The sequence below is a fragment of the Brachyspira pilosicoli P43/6/78 genome, assembly GCF_000325665.1.
In the GTDB taxonomy this organism is placed as follows: domain Bacteria; phylum Spirochaetota; class Brachyspiria; order Brachyspirales; family Brachyspiraceae; genus Brachyspira; species Brachyspira pilosicoli.
In genome coordinates, this window is record NC_019908.1 from 358,551 (window position 1) to 378,464 (window position 19,914).

Here is a 19,914-nt window from a genome sequence, read left to right on the forward strand (position 1 = left end):
TATTTCTTCTTCTTTTTTACTTTTTTTAGCCAGTTTTTTTTGTGGTTGTTTTTTTAGCAGTTGTAGTTTTTTTAGCTGTTGTTTCTTTTTTTACAGCAGTTTTTTTAGTTGCAGCTGTTTTTTTAGCAGAAACTGATTCTTTTGCTGTAGTTGCCTTTTTAGATGTAGTTTTTTTTGCTGAAGCTGTAGTAGATTTTTTAACTGTTTCTTTTTTTACTGTGGACTTTTTAGGAGTAGATTCTTTTTTTACTGTAGTTTTCTTAGCAGCAGTTTTCTTAGGAGCGGCAGCAACATTCTTTTTTTACGGCTGTTTTTTTTACAGCTGTTTCTTTTTGGGTTGTTGTTTTTTTGGTTGTAGCCATAAATAATTCTCCATGGGTATAGGGTTATAAATATGTAATAACTAATGTGTAAATTATAGAATAAATAACTATATTGTCAATAACTTTTTTACTTTTTTATTTTTATATTATTTTTATATTTATTACGATAATTATTGCATATTATTACTTTAAGGGGTGAACGTGAAAAGAAATATTATATTATTTTTTACTATTTTCAGTACTATTTTATTAGCTCAAGAAGATTTCTCTGTTCCTATGACACCTAGCAAAGATGAGCAATTAGATATAGTAGCAAAATATGGAAGTTCTTTAAGTAAATTTGACGGAAGTCCAAAGGCTTATGCTCAATTAAAATATTGTATTAGTGTATTGGATTCTAGAAATAAAAAAGAATTAAAAGAGCATCCTGCATATTCTAATTTGGGTGATGTTTATATGTATGGTGCTATATATTTACAAAAAGAATATAATGAAGAAAAAATTATAGAAATGTATAATAAGGCTTTAGAGTTGAGAGGGGATCCTAATTCTTATTATTCACTTGCTATTATATATAAAAATAAATATGATGAAGCTGTAAAAAATAATGATGCTGCTAAAGAAGTGGAATATGGTAAAAAAGTTTATGAGAATTTTGACAAGTTTGTTTTGTTATCTGGAAGCAGCAATGTAAAAAAATATAAAGATATTTTGGATTATTTTAGAACTTATAAATAATAAAATATGATTAAAGAAATATTTAAATACTTTAAGTATAGAATTGATAGAATGCTTAATAAAGGCTTATTCTATCAATTAATGCTTTTAGTTTGCGTTATAATAATTATTCTTTTAATAGTTTCTGCTTTTATAATACTAGTTTTTAATTATCCTATAAAAGATGCTTTTTGGGATAGTTTGATGCAATTTATAGATACTGGTAATATATCATCTGTAGACGGAAGTTTTGGACTTGTTATTACTTTTTTAATGGTTACTTTTATAGGTGTATGCGGTTGGGGTTCTCTTATTGCTATGATTAATAAAGCATTGCAAGATAGAATAAACAATTTAAGTAAGGGTAATGCTTTCATTATGGAAAAGGGGCATTCTATAATACTTGGATATGGAGAAGAGGCACTTACTATTATAGAAGAGTTCTTAATTGCAAAAATTAAAAATATAGTATTACTTTCTGAGCATAATGTTGATATTATTAGGAAGAGAGTTTCTTTTATTAAAGGTTATAGAAAATCTAATATTATTATAAGAGAAGGCTCTACTAGCAGAATAGAAAATATAAAACTTCTTAATATAAAAAAATGTTCTAGTATATCTATTATTAATAATGATGATACTGAGTCATTGAATATTTTACTTGCATTAAAAAAGATTTTAAATGAAGAGAGAGATGGCAGTAATGAGGAAAAAATAAATATATGCCTTTTGGTTCATAATGAAGATACTATAGAAATAATAAAATCTATGGAAGATGAAAATTTTACTGTGCATATACTTTATAAATATGAATTATTATATAAACTTATTTCTCAAAGCATTATATATACAGGTCTTAGCAGCGTTTATGAAGATTTATTTTCTAATGATGGCAATGATTTTAAAATAGAAAGCAATCATAATTTTGAAGATGATATATTTGAAGAAGCTGCTTTAAAATATATGAATAAAGGAATAATACTTGTTGGTATAATAGAAAATGATATGGAGTTTTTAAAAGTACCTGACAGTAAATATATAATAAAGAAAAATGATAAATTAGTTACTCTCTATAAAAATAATGATAAAAACGATATCATAACTGCAAATAAAAATGATAAATATAATAACAATAATATAATTCATAATATTTTGTTAATATCTGAAGAGAAAAACAATAATGATGTTGTAAGAGAGATAAAAGAATATATAGAAAATGCAAACTTAGAATCTTTAAGTTATGATGCCATAAAAATGCATAAAAACAAATATCAATTCTTATTGGAGAAAATAAAAAGCTCTAATATAACAAAAATAGTTTTAATATCTGAAGACAGCATAACAGATGCAAAAAGCATAAATATACTTCTTATCATAAGACAAATAATAAAAAAAGAAAATATACAATTATCTATATTATCTTTATTAGACTCTATACAGAAAAGGAATTTAATATATTCTGATGATGTTAGAGATTTTATAGTAAGCGGTAAGTTAATAGGTATGCTTATGGCTCAGGCTTCTATTGACTATAATATATTGTATTTGTTTTATGGGCTTTTAAGTAAAAATGGAAAAGACATAATAATATCATCATATTCAAAATATTTTAATGATAATAAAACTTTTAAAGATGCTTATTTTGATTTGCTTGATAGGGGAATTATTATAATAGGAATAAAAAGGTATGATGATATACTTTTAAATCCTACTCAAGACTTTTTATTAGACAGCAAAGATGAAATAATCATAATAATAACAAGCTATATATAAAAAATTAAAAAATTATTTTTATATTTTGGGAACTTATTATTATATATATTCGTCTAATAATAATATAAAATACTACTAAGGGGTATACCTATGAAAAGAAATATTTTTATTATCTTGGCATTATTAATAACAACAATTATTTCTAATGCCCAAACAACACAAACTAATGAGATTGTGTACGAGCTTGACAATGTGAAAGTTGTCAATAAAAATGGCTTAGCTGTTAAAGATTTTATATCTTTATGGAAGTCTGATCCAAACATCGTATTAATTGATGTTAGAACACCAGAAGAGATAAAGCAAACAGGAACTATCAAAGGTGCTATTAATATTGACTATAGAGCTAAAGGCTATGCTAAAAAAATATTGTCATTAGATAAAAATAAAAAATATATGTTTTATTGTAAAAGCGGCGGACGTTCAGGCAAAACAGTTCAATATATGCTTGACAATGGATTTAAAAATGTGAATTATCTTAAAGACGGCGGATATACAGAATTGAATGCTGCTTTAAAATAAAAAATAATTTTTAACTAAACAAAATAAAGGAGACTGTTTTATTACAGCCTCTTTTTTATTTGTATATAAATCACTTTCTTTTAATTTGTATTTAAAATAAATCATTAATATAAAAATATTGAGATTTTTATAAATATGCTATACTATGAATATATCAAATATAAAATATTAAATTTAATTATGTTATGAGACTTACAAATAAAGATAAAAGCAAATAAAAAATTATAAGGGAGTATTTATGAAAAGATACGTAACAATTAAAAATTTTAGAAATATTAACCCTGTAATAATAAATGAAGAAGCATCAGATAAAGAAAAAGAAGATGAAGTAAAGTATGGCAGATTATATCTTAATGGGGATATAGGTCAGGGTGGATTGATAAGCATTATAGGAGCAAATGGCACTGGTAAAAGCAACATACTCTCAGCGGTAGAAAAAGCATTTAAAGGCGGCATAGATGATAAAAGAGATAACCCTAAAATAGATGATTTTTTAGAATGCAAACCAGAGTTAGAAATATTTATTGAAACAGATAGCGGAAATATATATATAGGGAAAATTGAAAATGATAAACTTGTATGGAAATTAGAAAAAATAAATGATTTAACTAATATAATTTATAATATTTTAATTAAAAATAAAGAATTAGAAAAAATATATTCAGAAATGTTATTTGATGATGAAGAAATAAATAGATATATAATTAATTATTTAACAAAAATATATTATCAAAATGAATATACATATATTGATAAAGGTAAATTCTTAAAATGTTTGTTAGATAGTGACTACTATAATATAAATAATTTTTATAAAAAATACGAATTTAATATTCAAAAAGCTTATAGAGATATAGAAAACAATATTATTGATCCTAATGATGAGTTTATTAATAATATTATGAAATATGATTGTGAATTAGAGATAACATCGGTATATGTTCATAATAAACTAAATATAAAAAATGAAGAGTTAACTATAAATAAAGATAATGTAAAAAACTCTTCTTTTTTATACTCATTATTTAAATCTACTAGTAATATGGAAACATATAAATATTTAATAAATAATTATGATTATATAGTATCTGATGTATCTTTCTCAAAACAAAAAGAAAATGAAATAAATAGGCTCTTTGAAGATACTATATCCAAAAGATTCAATGAGCTTTATAAATCTAATAATGACTATGTTTTCAAAATAATTTTAGAAACTAACTATATAAGAATCTATTTTGAAACTAAAAATGGGCTTACAAATTTAGATAATGAATCTGATGGCTTTAATTGGTTTTTTAGCTTATTTTTCAATACAATAAATCCTAATGAATTAAAGAAAGGAGATATTATCATTATTGATGAGCCTGAACAACATTTGTCTGTACCTCTAATAAAAGAACTAAGAAAATTTTTAAAACAGTTTGCAAAAGATAATGGTATTACCATAATTACATCTATACAAATTCCTTATTTTGCTGACATTAATTATTTAGATGAATTAAAAATAGTAGAAGTAAAACAAAATGGAATAGGTGTAAAAATAGAAAATGATTTCTCTGCAACTTACGGCAAAGTAGATTCATTAGAAAAAATTATTAATGCATTCGGTGTTAAGCATATAGATATTACAAGAGACACAAGAATAATATATGTTGAAGGGATTACAGATTATAATTATCTTACAGCTTTCAAATTATTATTGGAGCATATAGAAAATAAAGAAATAAATATTGCTTTTATGCCTATTAATGGAGTTGGAAGACCTAATGATGAAAGACAGAAAAATGATATAATAAAATCTTTATCCCAATTATCAAAAAATCCAATTCTCTTAATTGACGGAGATAATTCTGCTGACCAATTTACTGAGTTAGCAAAAAATACAAATTTAAGAATAACTCAGCTTAAAGATATTAATCCTAATTTCATTACAATAGAAGATTTGTTTGATTATAAGGACAAACAAACTTACAAAATAAATAAAAATAATAAAGATGCACTCGCTTCTGCTTTATTTAAAAATAATATAATAGATTACTATGAGAACAAGCTTATATCTCAAACTACTATTAATAATTTCTTTGGAGTTATAAATAAATATTCTCATATAGGAGATAATCAATAAAAATAAAAGGGACTGTTTATCACAGCCCCTTTATTTATTTTAGAAAATTATTTTTCTACTTCTTTTTTGTATTTAATTAAGCCCTGTTTCAAAATCTCCATAGCTCTTTTTATGTCTCTTGCCTCTAATGCATAGCACATTCTCACTTCATCTTTACCTAAGCCGGCAGTTGCATAGAAACCTTCACCAGGAGCAAACATAACAGTTTCCCCATCAAGATTAAAGTCTTTAAGCAACCAAATAGCAAAATCTTCAGCATTTTTTACAGGAAGTTTAGCAAGTACATAGAAAGCTCCCTCAGGCTCTTTCATTACAACGCCGTCCATCTTTGTAAGCTCTTCAAACATGATTTTTCTTCTGTTATCATATTCTTTTCTAGCATCTTCAAAATAGTTATCAGGCAAGTCATACAAAGCAGCAGCGCCAACCATCTCAAGTGTAGGAGCAGATAATCTAGCCTGACATTCTCTAAATACAGCAGTGCTAAATGTTTTATTTTTGCTTATTACACATCCAATTCTAGCACCGCAAGCAGAGAATCTTTTTGATATAGAGTCAACTATAACAACATTTTCTGCTAAATCTTTGTAAGTACCAAAACTTATAGCCTTTCTGTCGCCATAAACAAACTCTCTGTAAACTTCATCGCTTATAATAAACATATTGTGCTTTTTAGCAAGATAAGCAATATCATCAAGCTCTTCTTTTGTAGATACAACCCCAGTAGGGTTAGAAGGATTTGAAAACATATATGCTTTGGTTTTTGGAGTAATATGCTTTTCTATCTCATCACGATTTGGAAGGTGGAATCCTTGTTCTGCATAAGTACGAACGGCATTTCTTTTTATATCTAATACATCATAAAAACTATTGTAATTAGCATAATAAGGTTCTGCCACTAATATTTCATCACCTTCATCAAAAATAGCTAGTAAAGTAAATAATAATCCCTCACTGCCGCCATTAGTGATGTTAATTTCATCTTCTTCATAATGTACGCCTATTTTTTTCTCATAGTATTCTTGTATTTTATTTATAAGCGGTTTCATACCTCTTGAATGTTCATATTTGAGGGTTTTACCGTTATATTTGCTGATAGCTTCCAAAAATACTTTAGGTGTTTCAATATCAGGCTGACCTATGTTAAGATGATAGATTTTTATGCCTTTTTTTACAGCTTCTTCGGCATAGGGGTTTAACTTTCTTACAGGCGAAGTTTTTAGCCTTTGAATTCTTTGCGATATTTCCATTTTTATCTCCAAAAACTTTATTATATATAGTAATATTAGAGTATATAATAAAAATTGTCAATATACAAATAATTACTTTTTATTATTAGATTTATTTGCTTTTAATGATGATTTATTTTTTTTATTAGTATATAATTAAAATAAATATATTTTTTGGTATTTTTATGAAGTTTAATTTTTATAATAATGAATATAGTTCTTCTAGAAATGTTGTATTTGGAAGTAAGGGAATGGTTGCAAGCAGTAATGTGTTAGCAACAGAGGCGGGTATTGAAATATTAAAAAAGGGCGGAAATGCAATAGACAGTGCCATTGCAACTGCTGCTGCTTTGACAGTTGTAGAGCCTACTTCTAATGGTCTTGGAGGAGATGCTTTTGCTATAGTTTATTTTGATAATAAATTGCATGCTATAAATGGAAGCGGCTTTTCACCAAAAAATTTAGATGTTGATAAAATATTGTCGCTTAATTTAGATAGCGTTCCTCATTATGGACTAATACCTATCACTGTTGGCGGCATTCCTGCAACTTGGGCTTCTTTAAGTAAAAAATTTGGTAAGTTAAAATTGTTGGAAGTTTTGGAGCCTGCTATTAGATATGCCCAAGATGGATATGCATTACAGCCGCAAGTAGCTTTCGATTGGAATATTGCTTTTAATAATTATTTGAAGGTTTCTGATAATAAAGAAGAGTTTAAATATTGGTTTGACACTTTTAGTTTTAAAGGCAAAGCTCCAGAAGTTGGAAGTATTGTAAAGCTTCCTCATCATGCGAAAACTTTATTTGAAATAGGAAATACTTATGCAGAGAGTTTTTATAGGGGAGAGATTGCTGAAAAGATAGATAGATTTATGAAAAAATATGGAGGCTATTTATCTAAAGATGATTTAAATGATTATTATCCGACTTGGGTAGAGCCTATAACTACAAACTATAGAGGATATGATGTTTATGAAATACCTCCAAATGGTCATGGCATAACAGTATTAATGGCATTAAATATACTTAGCAATTTTGATGAGTTAAATACGCATTATGATATAGAAGCATTAAAACTTGCATTCACAGACACAAAAAAATATATAGCTGATGAAAGGCATATGAAAGTAAAAATAGAGGAAATGCTTTCAAAAGAGTATGCCAAAGAAAGGGCAAAACTTATAACTAAAAATAAAGCATTAGAGCCTTCAAATTATATATTTAATAGCGGAGATACGGTTTATTTAGCAGCTGCTGATTCTTATGGAAATATAGTTTCTTTTATAGAGAGTAATTATATGGGCTTTGGTTCTGGAATAGTGATACCAGAGACAGGGATAGCACTACATAATAGGGGAGCTAATTTTTCATTAGATAAATCATCAGCAAATTTTATAGCACCAAGAAAAAAGCCTTATCACACTATAATACCTGGTTTTTTATGCAAAGATAATAAACCTATTGGGGCTTTTGGAGTAATGGGGGCTTTTATGCAGCCTCAGGGTCATTTGCAGGTTTTAAGAAATATGATAGATGATAATCTTAATCCTCAAAGTGCTTTAGATAAGCCAAGATGGCAATGGGTGGGTGAAAAAAATATAGAGTTAGAACATAATTTTGATAGTAATTTAGCATCAGAGCTTCAGAGTAAGGGGCATAATATAATAAAAAAAGACAAATTAAATGGTTTTGGATATTTTGGAAGAGGTCAGATAGTATTTAGAAATGAGAATAATGTATTATATGGCGGGTGCGACTATAGAACCGATTCTGCTATTATTGGATATTAGAAAATATTTATTTTTTTGTATTTGTAAATAAAAATGTATAAAATTATGGAAAAATTTATGAAAAAGTTATAATATAATATATAACATATTATAAAATTGGCGGTGCAATTTATGAAAAAAATTATATTTTCTATTTTTGCTTTTATTTTTATAACAGCTACAAGTTTTGCGGCTAGCGGATTTGAGTTTATTTTAAATGTGCCTGTTGGCATGAGTTTTGGAGTTTATGATTATGATTTAACTGATTGGGGAGAGTATTATAATAATCTTCATAATGGTGAAGTTAGAAATGCTATTGGTAAAAATAACGGCATTGGTTTAGATGCTGGTGTTTCTGCTCAGCTTGGATATATGTTTGCTATTAATAATAATATGGGTGTGAGTGTGCTTGGAGAGTTAGGTTATAGCCATGATAGTTATTCTTATATAAGCAAGCTTGATAAAAATATTTCTGATACTTATACTTTTGAAAGCCTTCAAGTTGGAATACTTCCAAAGTTTAATATTTATAATTTTGCTATAGGTATTGGTGCTGGAGTGAAAGTGCCTTTAGGTGGTAAATATTATTATAAAATAGGAAGTGTTAAAGGCAGTACAAAAATTGATTATAATTATATTTCCAGTAATTTTATTACCAAAGTTATACCTTATATAAAATTAACTTTTGATTATTCTATATTCTTTGCACAAAACTTAGCTATTAATGTGGGATTATATTTAGGATATGATTTTGGTTTAGAGCCTACAGTGTATTCTATAAACAATAATTTTATTAGTAATTATCCTCAGTTTGGTAATTTCTTGGCAGTTGAAGATGTTACTTATTCTAGTTTTGATATAGGGTTGCAGGTAGGATTTAAGTTTGGTCCTAGTACAAAATAATTTTATTCATATAAGTTTTATTATATAATTTTTGTTATTTAAGAAAGGAAATAGTCCATTTATTTGGGCTATTTCTTTTTTATATTAGAAAGTATTTATATAAAAAATATTTTTAAAATGTATTCAACGATATAATAAATATGCTTACAGAAGAAAACAGAAGAACGATATTAAAATATGATACTCATGACAATATAAAAATAATGGGTATAGAGTATTATAAGGCAGTATTAAAAGATAATATAAAAACTTTTGATGAGTTTAATTAATGTATGAGTGGAGAATTAGAGATAATTTAAACTGAATAATTGAGTTTTAAAATTCCTTGATATTTATTTTTATGGGTTTATAATATATTAGAGTAATTAGAAAGGCGGTTTATAATGGAAATAGGTGCTTATAGAAATTCAAATAACATTGTAAATATTTCAGCTGTTTCAGCAAACAAAAAAACTCCAATAAGTGAAGTAGGTGTATGTAAAACTTGTGCCAATAGAACATATCAAGATGGTTCTAATGATATAGGAGTATCTTTTAAAACGCCAACACGTATAAGCCCATCTAATGCACCATCAGCTGTAGCCTCTCATGAACAAGAGCACGTTGCAAACAATGAAAGAAATGCTCAAAAGTCTGGAGGTGAAGTATTATTTCAAAATGTTACATTAAACACATCTATATGCCCAGAATGTAAAAGAGTATATATTTCTGGAGGCGTAACAAAGTCAGCAATATCAGCCCCAAAAGACAAGGGAAATAATGTTGATGCTTATGCTTAGTAATTAGCAAAAATATTTAAATATAATTAAGCAATAGGCATTATACTAAAGTTCATAGATTCTATTACTCTAAGCAAAGCATATGCTGTATCTAATGAAGTAATACATGATATATTATTTTCAGCAGAAGCACGTCTCAATTCTAAACTATCAGAATGAGTTTTGCTGTTGGTTGCTATTGTATTAATAACATAATCAACTTTGCCTAGTCTTATAGTATCTATTATATCTTCAAATCCTGTTTCGTGAATCTTTGAAACTTCTTTTATATAAAGCCCCTCTTTTCTAAGGAAATTAGCAGTTCCTTTTGTAGCATATATTCCATAGCCTATATTAGAAAATCGCTTTGCCATATCTATAATTTCAGGCTTATCATCATCTGCTATTGTAAGAAGCACATTTCCTTGAAGAGGTATTTTTATTCCGCTTGCAATTAGTGCTTTATAAAGTGCTTTTTCAAAGTTAATATCAAACCCCAATGCTTCACCTGTACTTTTCATCTCTGGACCAAGCACTGTATCTACTTTTCTTAATTTAGCAAAAGAAAATACAGGAGCTTTAACAAATACTTTGTTAGATTCTTTTTTATATAAATCATTATACCCTTGTTCTTTTAATGATTTGCCAAGTATACACATTGTAGCAATATTAGCCATAGGAACATTAGTTATCTTGCTTAAGAAAGGTACTGTTCTGCTGCTTCTAGGATTAACTTCAAGAACATAAACATTATCATCTTTATCAACTATAAATTGTATATTATAAAGCCCTATAAAATTAAATCCTTCTCCTATTCTTTTTGTATAATCAATAATACTGTCTTTTACTTTTTTTGAAATAGTTTGAGGAGGGTATACACTTATGGAGTCTCCAGAGTGAATGCCAGCTCTCTCTATATGCTCCATTATGCCTGGTATAAATACATTATGCTCACTGTCAGAAATAGCATCAGTTTCTATTTCTTTTCCTACAATATATTTATCAATTAATATAGGAGCTTTATTGCTAACTTCTTTTACAGCAGTTTCCATATATATTTTTAAAGCAGCATCATTATAAACTATCTCCATAGCACGCCCGCCTAATACATAACTAGGACGCACCAAAACAGGATATCCTATTTTATTTGCTATAACCAAAGCCTCATCAACTGTTATAGCAGTTTCACCTTTAGGCTGAGGTATATTAAGAGTTTTTAACATCTCTTCAAACTCATGTCTGTCTTCAGCTCTGTTAATATTTTCTAAAGAAGTACCAAGTATATTAACCCCATGCATTACAAGTTTTTCAGCAAGATTTATTGCAGTCTGACCTCCAAATTGAACAATAACCCCTTTAGGTTTTTCAAGCTCTACTATATGCATAACATCTTCTATAGTGAGAGGTTCAAAATAAAGTTTGTCAGATATTGAAAAGTCTGTTGATACTGTTTCAGGGTTATTGTTTATCACTATAGCCTCATAACCTGCCTCTCTTATAGTCATAACAGAATGCACAGTAGAATAATCAAACTCCACTCCCTGACCAATTCTTATAGGCCCAGAACCTAAAACTATAATGCTTTCTTTATCGCTTTTAATAGATTCATTTTCTTTCTCATAAGTAGAGTAGAAATAGGGAGTTTCACTTTCAAACTCTCCCGCACAGGTATCAACCATTTTGTATACTGGAACTATATTATTTTTATGTCTTAATTTGTATATATCAATCTCTTCCACTCCCCAAACTTTGGCTATATAACTGTCTGAAAAACCTCTCTCTTTAGATTCTCTTAAAATATCTATATCCTATTTTATTTTTAGATAATTTATTTTCTAACTCTATTATGTTTTTTATTTTATCTAAAAAGAATTTATCAATATGAGTGATGTCTATTATGTCTTTTATATCTTCTTTTCGTCTTATAAGTTCGGCTATAATAAATATTCTCAAATCATCTCTTAATTCAATACGTTCCCATAATTTTTTTGTGGTATATTCAGAAACATCTTTATGAATTATATGGTCACATTTTATTTCAAGAGAGCGAACAGCTTTTAGAAATGATTCTTCAAAATTTCTTCCTATGCTCATCACTTCTCCTGTAGCTTTCATCTGTGTGCCTAATTGTCTGTCTGCGTTAGGGAATTTATCAAATGGAAGTCTTGGGAATTTTGTAACTATATAATCAATAGAAGGCTCAAAACAAGCAAAACTTTTTTTAGTGATAGGGTTAAGTATTTCATCTAAAGTCATACCCACTGCTATTTTTGCACTTATTTTAGCGATAGGATATCCTGTAGCTTTACTAGCCAAAGCACTTGAACGAGATACTCTAGGATTAACCTCTATTATATAATACTTAAAACTATTTGGGTCTAATGCAAGCTGCACATTACAGCCACCGCATATTTTTAAAGCTCTTATTATTTTAAGACTCACATTTCTAAGCATTTGATTTTCTCTGTCGCTTAAAGTCTGACAAGGAGCAACCACTATGCTGTCTCCCGTATGTATTCCAACAGGGTCAACATTTTCCATATTACATACCACTATTGCATTGTCATTATTATCACGCATAACCTCATATTCTATTTCTTTGTACCCCGCAATGCTCTTTTCAACCAAACATTCATGAACAGGGCTTATTTTTAATCCAGTCTCACATATCTCAATTAATTCTTTTTCATTGCGTGCAAATCCGCCTCCAGTTCCTCCAAGTGTATATGCAGGACGTACAACCAAGTGATAGCCTATTTTGTTTGCAAACTCTATTGCCTCTTCAACACTATGCACAATTACGCTTTCTGGCACAGGCTCGTTTATATCATTCATAAGCTTCTTAAAAAGTTCTCTGTCTTCTGCAGTGTTTATAGCATTCAAATCTGTTCCCAATACTTCAACATTATATTCATCTAGTATTCCGCTTTCAGCTAGTTCAACAACCAAGTTTAAACCAGTTTGCCCGCCTAAAGAACCTAATATTGCATCAGGTCTTTCTTTATAAATTATTCTCTTAGCAAAATCCAAATTAATAGGCTCTATATAAACTTTATCTGCTATAGCGGCATCAGTCATTATTGTAGCAGGATTTGAATTGATAAGCACAACTTCGTATCCTTCCTCTTTTAAAGACTGACAAGCCTGAGTACCAGCATAATCAAACTCTGCAGCCTGTCCTATAATTATTGGACCTGAACCAATTACTAATATTTTTTTTATATCTGTTCTTTTAGGCATTTTTCTCTCCATAATTATTATTCATCATATCAATAAACTTATCAAATAAATACTTGCTATCCTCTGGTCCGGGGTTAGATTCTGGGTGATACTGAACAGAGAATACTGGGAATTTTTTATGTTTTAACCCTTCGCAGCTTTCATCATTTAGAGATATATGAGTTAAAATTAAGTCTGTATTTACTAAACTCTCTTTTTCAACAGCATAACTATGATTTTGACTTGTGATGCTTACTTTATTAGTTTCCAAATCTTTAACAGGGTGATTCCCTCCTCTGTGTCCGAACTTTAATTTAATTGTATTAGCACCGCATGCCAAACTTATTAATTGATGCCCCAAACATATTCCAAATATTGGCACTTTTCCTATAAGCTCTTTTATTGTATTTATTGATTCTTTTACATCTTTTGGGTCTCCTGGTCCGTTTGAAAGCATTACTCCGTCAGGATTTAAACTCATTATTGTTTTAGAATCTGTATCATAAGGCACTACTATTAGATCGCAATCTCTTTTGCTTAACTCTCTTATTATTCCAAGCTTTGCACCAAAATCCATTAATACAACTTTTTTTCCTCTGTTTGGTATAGGGAATGCATTTTTTGTAGAAACTCTTTTAACATGGTCATTCATATATGGTGTATCTTTTAGCATTTTTACTATATCATCTTTATTTTCTATAGTGTCACTCATTATAGCTTTTAATGTTCCTACTTCTCTAATCTTTTTGGTTATAGCTCTAGTATCAATATTTTCTATAGCAGGAATATTTTTTAGTTTCAAAAACTCATCTATACTTTCTGCATTCCTAAAATTATTAGGACTTTTACAAGCCTCTTTTACTATAAGACCAAATATTGCTGGATTAAGACTTTCAAAATCATCTCTGTTTATGCCATAATTTCCTATTAAAGGATAAGTCATAACAGTTATTTGCCCGCAGTATGATAAGTCGGATAACACTTCCTGATAACCAGTCATAGATGTATTAAAAACTAATTCACCTATTTTAAAATTATCAGCACCAAAACCAATGCCTTCATAATGACTTCCGTCTTCAAGTATTAAATAACGTTTCAAATTTTGCCTTCCTATTATTCTAAATTTTTTTTAGATTTTTAGTTGAAATAAAAAAAAGATTGGAAATCAACCGAAAGTCAATCTCCAATCTTTTTCTAAGATTATTATAAAACTGCTTAATTCGCAGAATATTTTTTATTGTAAATCGTTTAAAAATCATAACCTTGTTTTAATTTGTTTTTATTCTCAACAACTATAACATATATAATTAATATTACAATCATTTTTTATAAAAACAAAATAAATTAAATAATAATTATTTATATTTTAATAAAAGCCTTGAAAAATTATTATTTATGCTGTATTTTATAATAATTAACATAATAATTCGGAGAATAAAATGATGAGTAATGAAGATTTAAACGAAGAGATAAATACATCAGGTTTCGACGCTATCACAGAAACATTTGAGAAAATATATCCTGAACAAAAAGAACCTCTGCATTACAGACCTATAATAAGTTATATGCTAGGCGGAAAAGACCCTCTTGACGGAATAAGTATTTACAGAGGAAATGGATACTATCATTTTGTTACTTACGGATTCAGTGAACTTTATAAAAAAGAATCAGAGAATAAAGAGTATAGCGGATTTGGTTTTGAACTTACTTTCAAATTAAAAATGAATGAAAAACAAATTAATAATACAAAAGATGATGATACTCAAGATAATGAAATAAAAACTGCAGTAGGATTTTTACAGCAATTAGCAAAATATGTATTTGAAAGCGGTGCGGTTTTCAATCCTTATGAATATATATGGACTAAACAAAAAAGAAGGAATTGATGCCGAACAGAAATCAAGAATCACAGGCTTTATCACTATACCAGATGAAGCAGGAGAAATAAATACTCCAAATGGAAAAGTTATTTTTGTTGAGCTTTTAGGGGCGACAGATGCTGAGCTTAATGCTATATATGAATAAAAAAATTACAGTAAAAGAATTGGCTCAAAAAATAGGAACAGACATAACAGATTATAGTAGAGAATCTTTATTATAAATTATAAAAATTGATTATTAAAAAACTAAATTATAATTTATCAAATATTTTGAAACAGTATATACTACAAATTTTTAACTTTCTTCATTTTTATTATTTGCAGGGCTTTGCCCCGCACCCCAGTTCTTTTGTTGGCACAAAGAACCAAAAAGACTGCATTTAATGAAGTATAGCTTTTTATATATAACAAAATATAAATATTATTTTAGCTTTATATATTCCAAACATGCCAAGCTAAACCATTTGCACTTTTTGCAACTTTTTGCTGCGGGAAAAAGAACAACAAAAAAATTGATATATAATAATTGTTTTACTATATGCTGCAAATTTTTAATTTTCTTTATTTTTATTATTTGCAGGGCTTTGCCCCGCACCCCAGTTCTTTTGTTGGCACAAAGAACCAAAAAGACTGCATTTAATAGAGTATAGCTTTTTATATATAACAAAATATAAATATTATTTTAGCTTTATATATTCCAAATGACAAAGCTATAGTACTTGCACTTTTTGCAACTTTTTGCGGCGGGAAAAAGTTGAATAAAATATACATTATATAAAAAAATTATTTGTTTAATAGTAATTAAAACTTGAAAAATTGTTGTTTATATTATATTCTATATTAAATACTATTAATAATAATTATTAATTTTTATAAGTTAATAACATTAAAAAGGATAATATTATGAAAGCATGGAACGGACTTTTAAGAGAATATAGAGAATATTTACCAATTACAGATAAAACCCCATTAATAACATTGCATGAAGGAAATACTCCATTAATAAAAGCAGAAAAGATAGGAAAAGAACTTGGAGGCATAGAATTATATTTCAAATATGACGGACTTAACCCTACAGGTTCATTTAAAGACAGAGGAATGGTAATGGCAGTTGCTAAGGCACTTGAAGAAGGCTCAAAGGCTATAATGTGTGCTTCTACAGGAAACACTTCTGCATCTGCAGCAGCATATGCAGCAAGAAGCGGTATTCAATGTATAGTGGTTATTCCAGATGGAAATATTGCTTTAGGAAAATTAGCACAGGCTTTGATGTATGGTGCTAAGGTTATAGCTATTAAAGGTAATTTTGATGAAGCATTAAAGGCTGTTGTGGATATTACAAATAAATACCCAATTACATTGGTAAACTCTATTAACCCATTTAGGCTTCAAGGTCAAAAAACTTCTGCATTTGAGATTTGCGATACTTTAGGAAAAGCTCCTGATTATTTGGCTATACCTGTTGGAAATGCTGGAAATATATCTGCATATTGGATGGGTTTTAAAGAATATAAAGAAAACGGAAAGGTATCAAACTTACCAAAGATGATAGGTTTTGAGGCTGAAGGCTCTGCTGCTATAGTACAAAACAGAGTAATAGAAAATCCTCAAACTTTGGCTACTGCCATAAAGATAGGTAATCCTGCTAGTTGGAAGTTAGCTGTTAATGCTGCTAATGAATCTAATGGTTTTATAGACTCTGTTACTGATGATGAAATATTAGAGGCTTACAAAATGCTTACAAGAGAAGAGGGTATATTTGCTGAGCCTGCTTCTGCTGCTTCTTTGGCTGGAGTTATAAAAACTTACAAAGCGGGTAAACTTAAAAAAGGTGATGTTGTAGTTTCTGTACTTACAGGAAATGGACTTAAAGACCCTGATAATGCAATAAAGATTTGTTCTGCTCCTATAAAAGTTGATAACAATATAGAAGAGATAAGAAAAGCTATAGGAATATGATTTATGAATAATAAAAAAAATAATAATAAAATATCAAAAAATAAAAAACTTGTAACTTTTAAAATTCCTGCTACATCTGCCAATATTGGTTCTGGATTTGATAGTGTAGGGCTTGCTTTAGATTTGTATAATGAAATACATATATACGAAAATGAAAACTCTAAAAAAATAGAATTTGAAATAATAGGCGAGGGCGAAAATGAGATATCAAAAGACAATAATATGATACTTGACGCCATGAAGCTTGTATACAAAAAACTAAAAGCAAAGCCAGAAAAAGGCTATATTATAAAATGTATAAACAGAATACCTTTATCAAGAGGGCTTGGAAGCAGTTCTGCAGCAATTATTGGAGGGCTTCTTTCTGCAAATTATATATTAGGAAATAAACTCTCTCTTGAAAATGATATATTGAATATGGCTGTTCAGCTTGAAGGACACCCCGATAATGTTTCCCCTGCCATACTTGGAGGAATTATATCTGGTGTTGTACGCAAAAATGAAGATTTTAAATATGTTAAAATTAATACTCCAAAAAATTTAAAAGCAATAGTTGCAATTCCAAACTTTCATTTAAGTACAGAAAAAGCAAGAAATGCTCTGCCAAAAGAAATAAGTTTTAAAGATGCTATATTTAATATTTCAAGAGCAGCACTTCTTACTTCTGCATTGTCTTCAAATAAACTTGATTTACTTGAAGTGGCAACAGATGATAAACTACATCAAGATTATAGAGCTAAGTTTATACCAGGGCTTAAAGAATTATTTAAAGAAGCAAAAAAAGCAGGAGCTTATTCTGTTACTATTAGCGGTGCAGGTTCATCAATATTAGCATTAGTTAAAAACGATGAAAATATTATTAAAAAAGTTTCTAATGCTATGAAAGAAAGTTTTGCTAAAAAGAAAATAGAATCAGAAATAAAAGTTTTGAATATACCAAACAAAGGGATAGTAGTTATTTAATACAATATAGTTAGTATTATTTTATTACCTTGCACTTTTTGGTTCTTTGACGAAGTCCGCAGAGCGTATGCTGCGGGAAAAGAACAATAAAAAATTGATATATAGTAATTGTTTTACTGCAAATTTTTAATTTTCTTTATTTTTATTATTTGCAGGGCTTTGCCCCACACCCCACTTCTTTTGCCGCCGCAAAGAAGCAAAAAGGCTGCATTTTTAGCTTAAAATAAATGTATTATTTCATACTTAATACATATTCCTAAAACATTAGCTATAGTATGTGCGTTTTTTGCAACTTTTTGACTAAGTCCGCACCGCGAGAGCGACAAAAAAGTTGAATAAAAAAACTTATATAAAAGATATAGTTATTTTAGAATATACTGAAATATAATAAAGGGGCTTTTTTAAAGCCCCTTAAAAATTGATGATTAATTATATTATTTTAATTCTGGCCAATATTTTTTATTAGCTTCGATAAGTTCATCTAATATTTTCTTAGCAACTTCAACACTAGGAACAGTTCTAGACATACTAATAGCTTGCCACATTTTCAAGTAAGAACCTTCTATCCAAGCATCAACAACTAATTTCTCTACTGCTACCTGTTGTTCCATTAAACCTTTATTAAATCTAGGAATCTCTCCCATTACTAAAGGTTCAGGTCCATTGCAGCCAACTATACAAGGTATTTCAACCATAGCAGTAGGGTCGAAGTTTATTATAGAACCATTGTTAGGAACTATTAATAACATTCTTTCACCTGTATTATTGCTTATAGCACAAGCTAAATCTACTATATAAGTAGCATGTCCTCCTACTTCAAATGTAGAATCTTTAGCAGTGCCTGCTTCTGTTATCCTTCTGCATTCACCAAATACTCTTTTTTCTCTGCCGTCTCTAACCATATCTGTTCTAGTATAATTAATATCAGAATGGCTTACAACATAATCAGGGAATAAATAATATTTGAAATAAGTATTAGGCATAAAGTTTGGAGAAACAGCAAAAACATCTCTTGCTTTCTCATAAGTAGAATGCCAATCAGCATCCATATGTCCTTCCAAACTAGGATGTAAATATCCATGTTTAGAAACATGTTCTTTTAATATAGGCATTAAATCTCTGCCTGTGCTTTTTTCTATTATGCTAGTCCACCAGCCAAAGTGGTTCAAACCAAAATATCTAACTTGCATTTCTTTTCTAGATTTTAATCCGCATATTGTAGCCATAAAATCTTCTATACCAACAGGCATATCGCAGATGTTTAAAACTTTAGAATTAGGTTTTAATCTTCTGCAAGCTTCTGCAACTATAGCAGCAGGGTTAGAATAGTTAAGCATCCAAGCATTAGGAGAATATTTTTCCATATAATCAATAAGCTCTAAAACTCCTCCTATAGAACGCATACCATAAGCCATACCGCCAGCTCCGCAAGTTTCTTGTCCTACACAGCCGTATTTAAGAGGTATTTTTTCATCTAAAGAACGCATTTCATATTTACCAACTCTTATATGAGCCATAACAAAATCTACTCCAGTGAAAGCCTCTTTAGGGTCTGTTGTGAAAGAGAACTTAACATGAGGAGCTCTCTCTTTCATGATGATAGCACAAGCATTTCCAACTATAGCCTGCCTTTCTGCATCATTATCATATAATTTTAATTCTGATAAAGGAAATCTTCCTTCTTCACTTAAAAGCATTAATATAATCTCTGGCGTAAAAGTACTTCCGCCGCCTGCTATAACAACTGAATGTTTTTTCATTTTATTACTCCTTAAAA

At 28.7% G+C, this 19,914-nt stretch carries 16 protein-coding genes and 1 pseudogene; 12 read left to right on the top strand and 5 right to left on the bottom strand.

Annotation, left to right across the window (positions count from 1 at the left end; translation table 11 throughout):
• The first annotated feature begins 41 nt into the window (after positions 1–41).
• From BPP43_RS12730 to BPP43_RS01630, 5 genes are all read left to right on the top strand, one after another.
• Complete coding sequence (locus BPP43_RS12730) at positions 42–368, top strand: hypothetical protein (protein ID WP_015273964.1); 327 nt, start codon at positions 42–44, stop codon at positions 366–368.
• A gap of 156 nt (positions 369–524) precedes the next feature.
• On the top strand, positions 525–1,061 hold the full coding sequence (locus tag BPP43_RS01615) for a tetratricopeptide repeat protein (RefSeq protein WP_013243230.1): 537 nt from the start codon (positions 525–527) through the stop codon (positions 1,059–1,061).
• Positions 1,062–1,067: 6 nt separating this feature from the next.
• A complete protein-coding gene (locus tag BPP43_RS01620) occupies positions 1,068–2,813 on the top strand; it encodes a CASTOR/POLLUX-related putative ion channel (protein ID WP_041752803.1) in 1,746 nt (581 codons plus the stop codon).
• Positions 2,814–2,903: 90 nt separating this feature from the next.
• Positions 2,904–3,332: a rhodanese-like domain-containing protein gene (locus BPP43_RS01625; protein ID WP_013243228.1), complete on the top strand. Its 429-nt coding sequence runs from the start codon at positions 2,904–2,906 to the stop codon at positions 3,330–3,332.
• Between the two features lie 238 nt (positions 3,333–3,570).
• Positions 3,571–5,457, top strand: a complete 1,887-nt coding sequence (locus tag BPP43_RS01630) for an AAA family ATPase (RefSeq protein WP_015273967.1) — start codon at positions 3,571–3,573, stop codon at positions 5,455–5,457.
• 47 nt (positions 5,458–5,504) lie between these two features.
• On the opposite strand, the gene BPP43_RS01635 is transcribed toward BPP43_RS01630, so the two are convergent.
• Positions 5,505–6,707 carry a pyridoxal phosphate-dependent aminotransferase gene (locus BPP43_RS01635; protein ID WP_014932904.1) on the bottom strand — a complete coding sequence of 401 codons (1,203 nt, stop codon included), beginning with the start codon at positions 6,705–6,707 and terminating at the stop codon, positions 5,505–5,507.
• Between the two features lie 164 nt (positions 6,708–6,871).
• Between BPP43_RS01635 and BPP43_RS01640 the strand changes: the two genes are divergently transcribed.
• The 4 genes from BPP43_RS01640 (at position 6,872) to BPP43_RS01650 (ending at position 10,137) form a co-directional block, all read left to right on the top strand.
• Positions 6,872–8,476 carry a gamma-glutamyltransferase family protein gene (locus BPP43_RS01640; protein ID WP_015273968.1) on the top strand — a complete coding sequence of 535 codons (1,605 nt, stop codon included), beginning with the start codon at positions 6,872–6,874 and terminating at the stop codon, positions 8,474–8,476.
• Between the two features lie 111 nt (positions 8,477–8,587).
• Complete coding sequence (locus tag BPP43_RS01645) at positions 8,588–9,358, top strand: hypothetical protein (protein ID WP_013243225.1); 771 nt, start codon at positions 8,588–8,590, stop codon at positions 9,356–9,358.
• 140 nt (positions 9,359–9,498) lie between these two features.
• Positions 9,499–9,627 (top strand): hypothetical protein, encoded by a 129-nt coding sequence (locus BPP43_RS12520; protein ID WP_015273969.1) that lies wholly within the window; start codon positions 9,499–9,501, stop codon positions 9,625–9,627.
• 114 nt (positions 9,628–9,741) lie between these two features.
• On the top strand, positions 9,742–10,137 hold the full coding sequence (locus BPP43_RS01650; RefSeq protein ID WP_015273970.1) for a hypothetical protein: 396 nt from the start codon (positions 9,742–9,744) through the stop codon (positions 10,135–10,137).
• 26 nt (positions 10,138–10,163) lie between these two features.
• Here BPP43_RS01650 and carB (BPP43_RS12800) read toward each other — a convergent pair whose 3' ends face one another.
• The 3 genes from carB (BPP43_RS12800) to BPP43_RS01660 are packed head-to-tail and all read right to left on the bottom strand — an operon-like array spanning position 10,164 to position 14,434.
• Positions 10,164–11,921 (bottom strand): carbamoyl-phosphate synthase large subunit, encoded by a 1,758-nt coding sequence (gene carB / locus BPP43_RS12800; protein WP_493526477.1) that lies wholly within the window; start codon positions 11,919–11,921, stop codon positions 10,164–10,166.
• Complete coding sequence (gene carB / locus BPP43_RS12805; protein ID WP_289844193.1) at positions 11,899–13,356, bottom strand: carbamoyl-phosphate synthase large subunit; 1,458 nt, start codon at positions 13,354–13,356, stop codon at positions 11,899–11,901. Before carB (BPP43_RS12805) ends, carB (BPP43_RS12800) begins: the two co-directional genes overlap by 23 nt.
• Positions 13,349–14,434, bottom strand: a complete 1,086-nt coding sequence (locus tag BPP43_RS01660; protein WP_013243221.1) for a carbamoyl phosphate synthase small subunit — start codon at positions 14,432–14,434, stop codon at positions 13,349–13,351. Before BPP43_RS01660 ends, carB (BPP43_RS12805) begins: the two co-directional genes overlap by 8 nt.
• A gap of 340 nt (positions 14,435–14,774) precedes the next feature.
• On the opposite strand from BPP43_RS01660, the pseudogene BPP43_RS01665 reads away from it, so the two are divergent.
• The 3 genes and pseudogenes from BPP43_RS01665 (at position 14,775) to thrB (ending at position 18,137) form a co-directional block, all read left to right on the top strand.
• Positions 14,775–15,436: pseudogene (locus tag BPP43_RS01665) on the top strand (suppressor of fused domain protein).
• 682 nt (positions 15,437–16,118) lie between these two features.
• Complete coding sequence (gene thrC / locus BPP43_RS01670; RefSeq protein ID WP_015273972.1) at positions 16,119–17,174, top strand: threonine synthase; 1,056 nt, start codon at positions 16,119–16,121, stop codon at positions 17,172–17,174.
• A gap of 3 nt (positions 17,175–17,177) precedes the next feature.
• A complete protein-coding gene (thrB, locus tag BPP43_RS01675; RefSeq protein ID WP_015273973.1) occupies positions 17,178–18,137 on the top strand; it encodes a homoserine kinase in 960 nt (319 codons plus the stop codon).
• A 434-nt stretch (positions 18,138–18,571) separates the two neighbouring features.
• Here thrB and BPP43_RS01680 read toward each other — a convergent pair whose 3' ends face one another.
• Positions 18,572–19,897 (bottom strand): 6-phospho-alpha-glucosidase, encoded by a 1,326-nt coding sequence (locus tag BPP43_RS01680; protein ID WP_013243217.1) that lies wholly within the window; start codon positions 19,895–19,897, stop codon positions 18,572–18,574.
• Positions 19,898–19,914 lie beyond the last annotated feature (17 nt).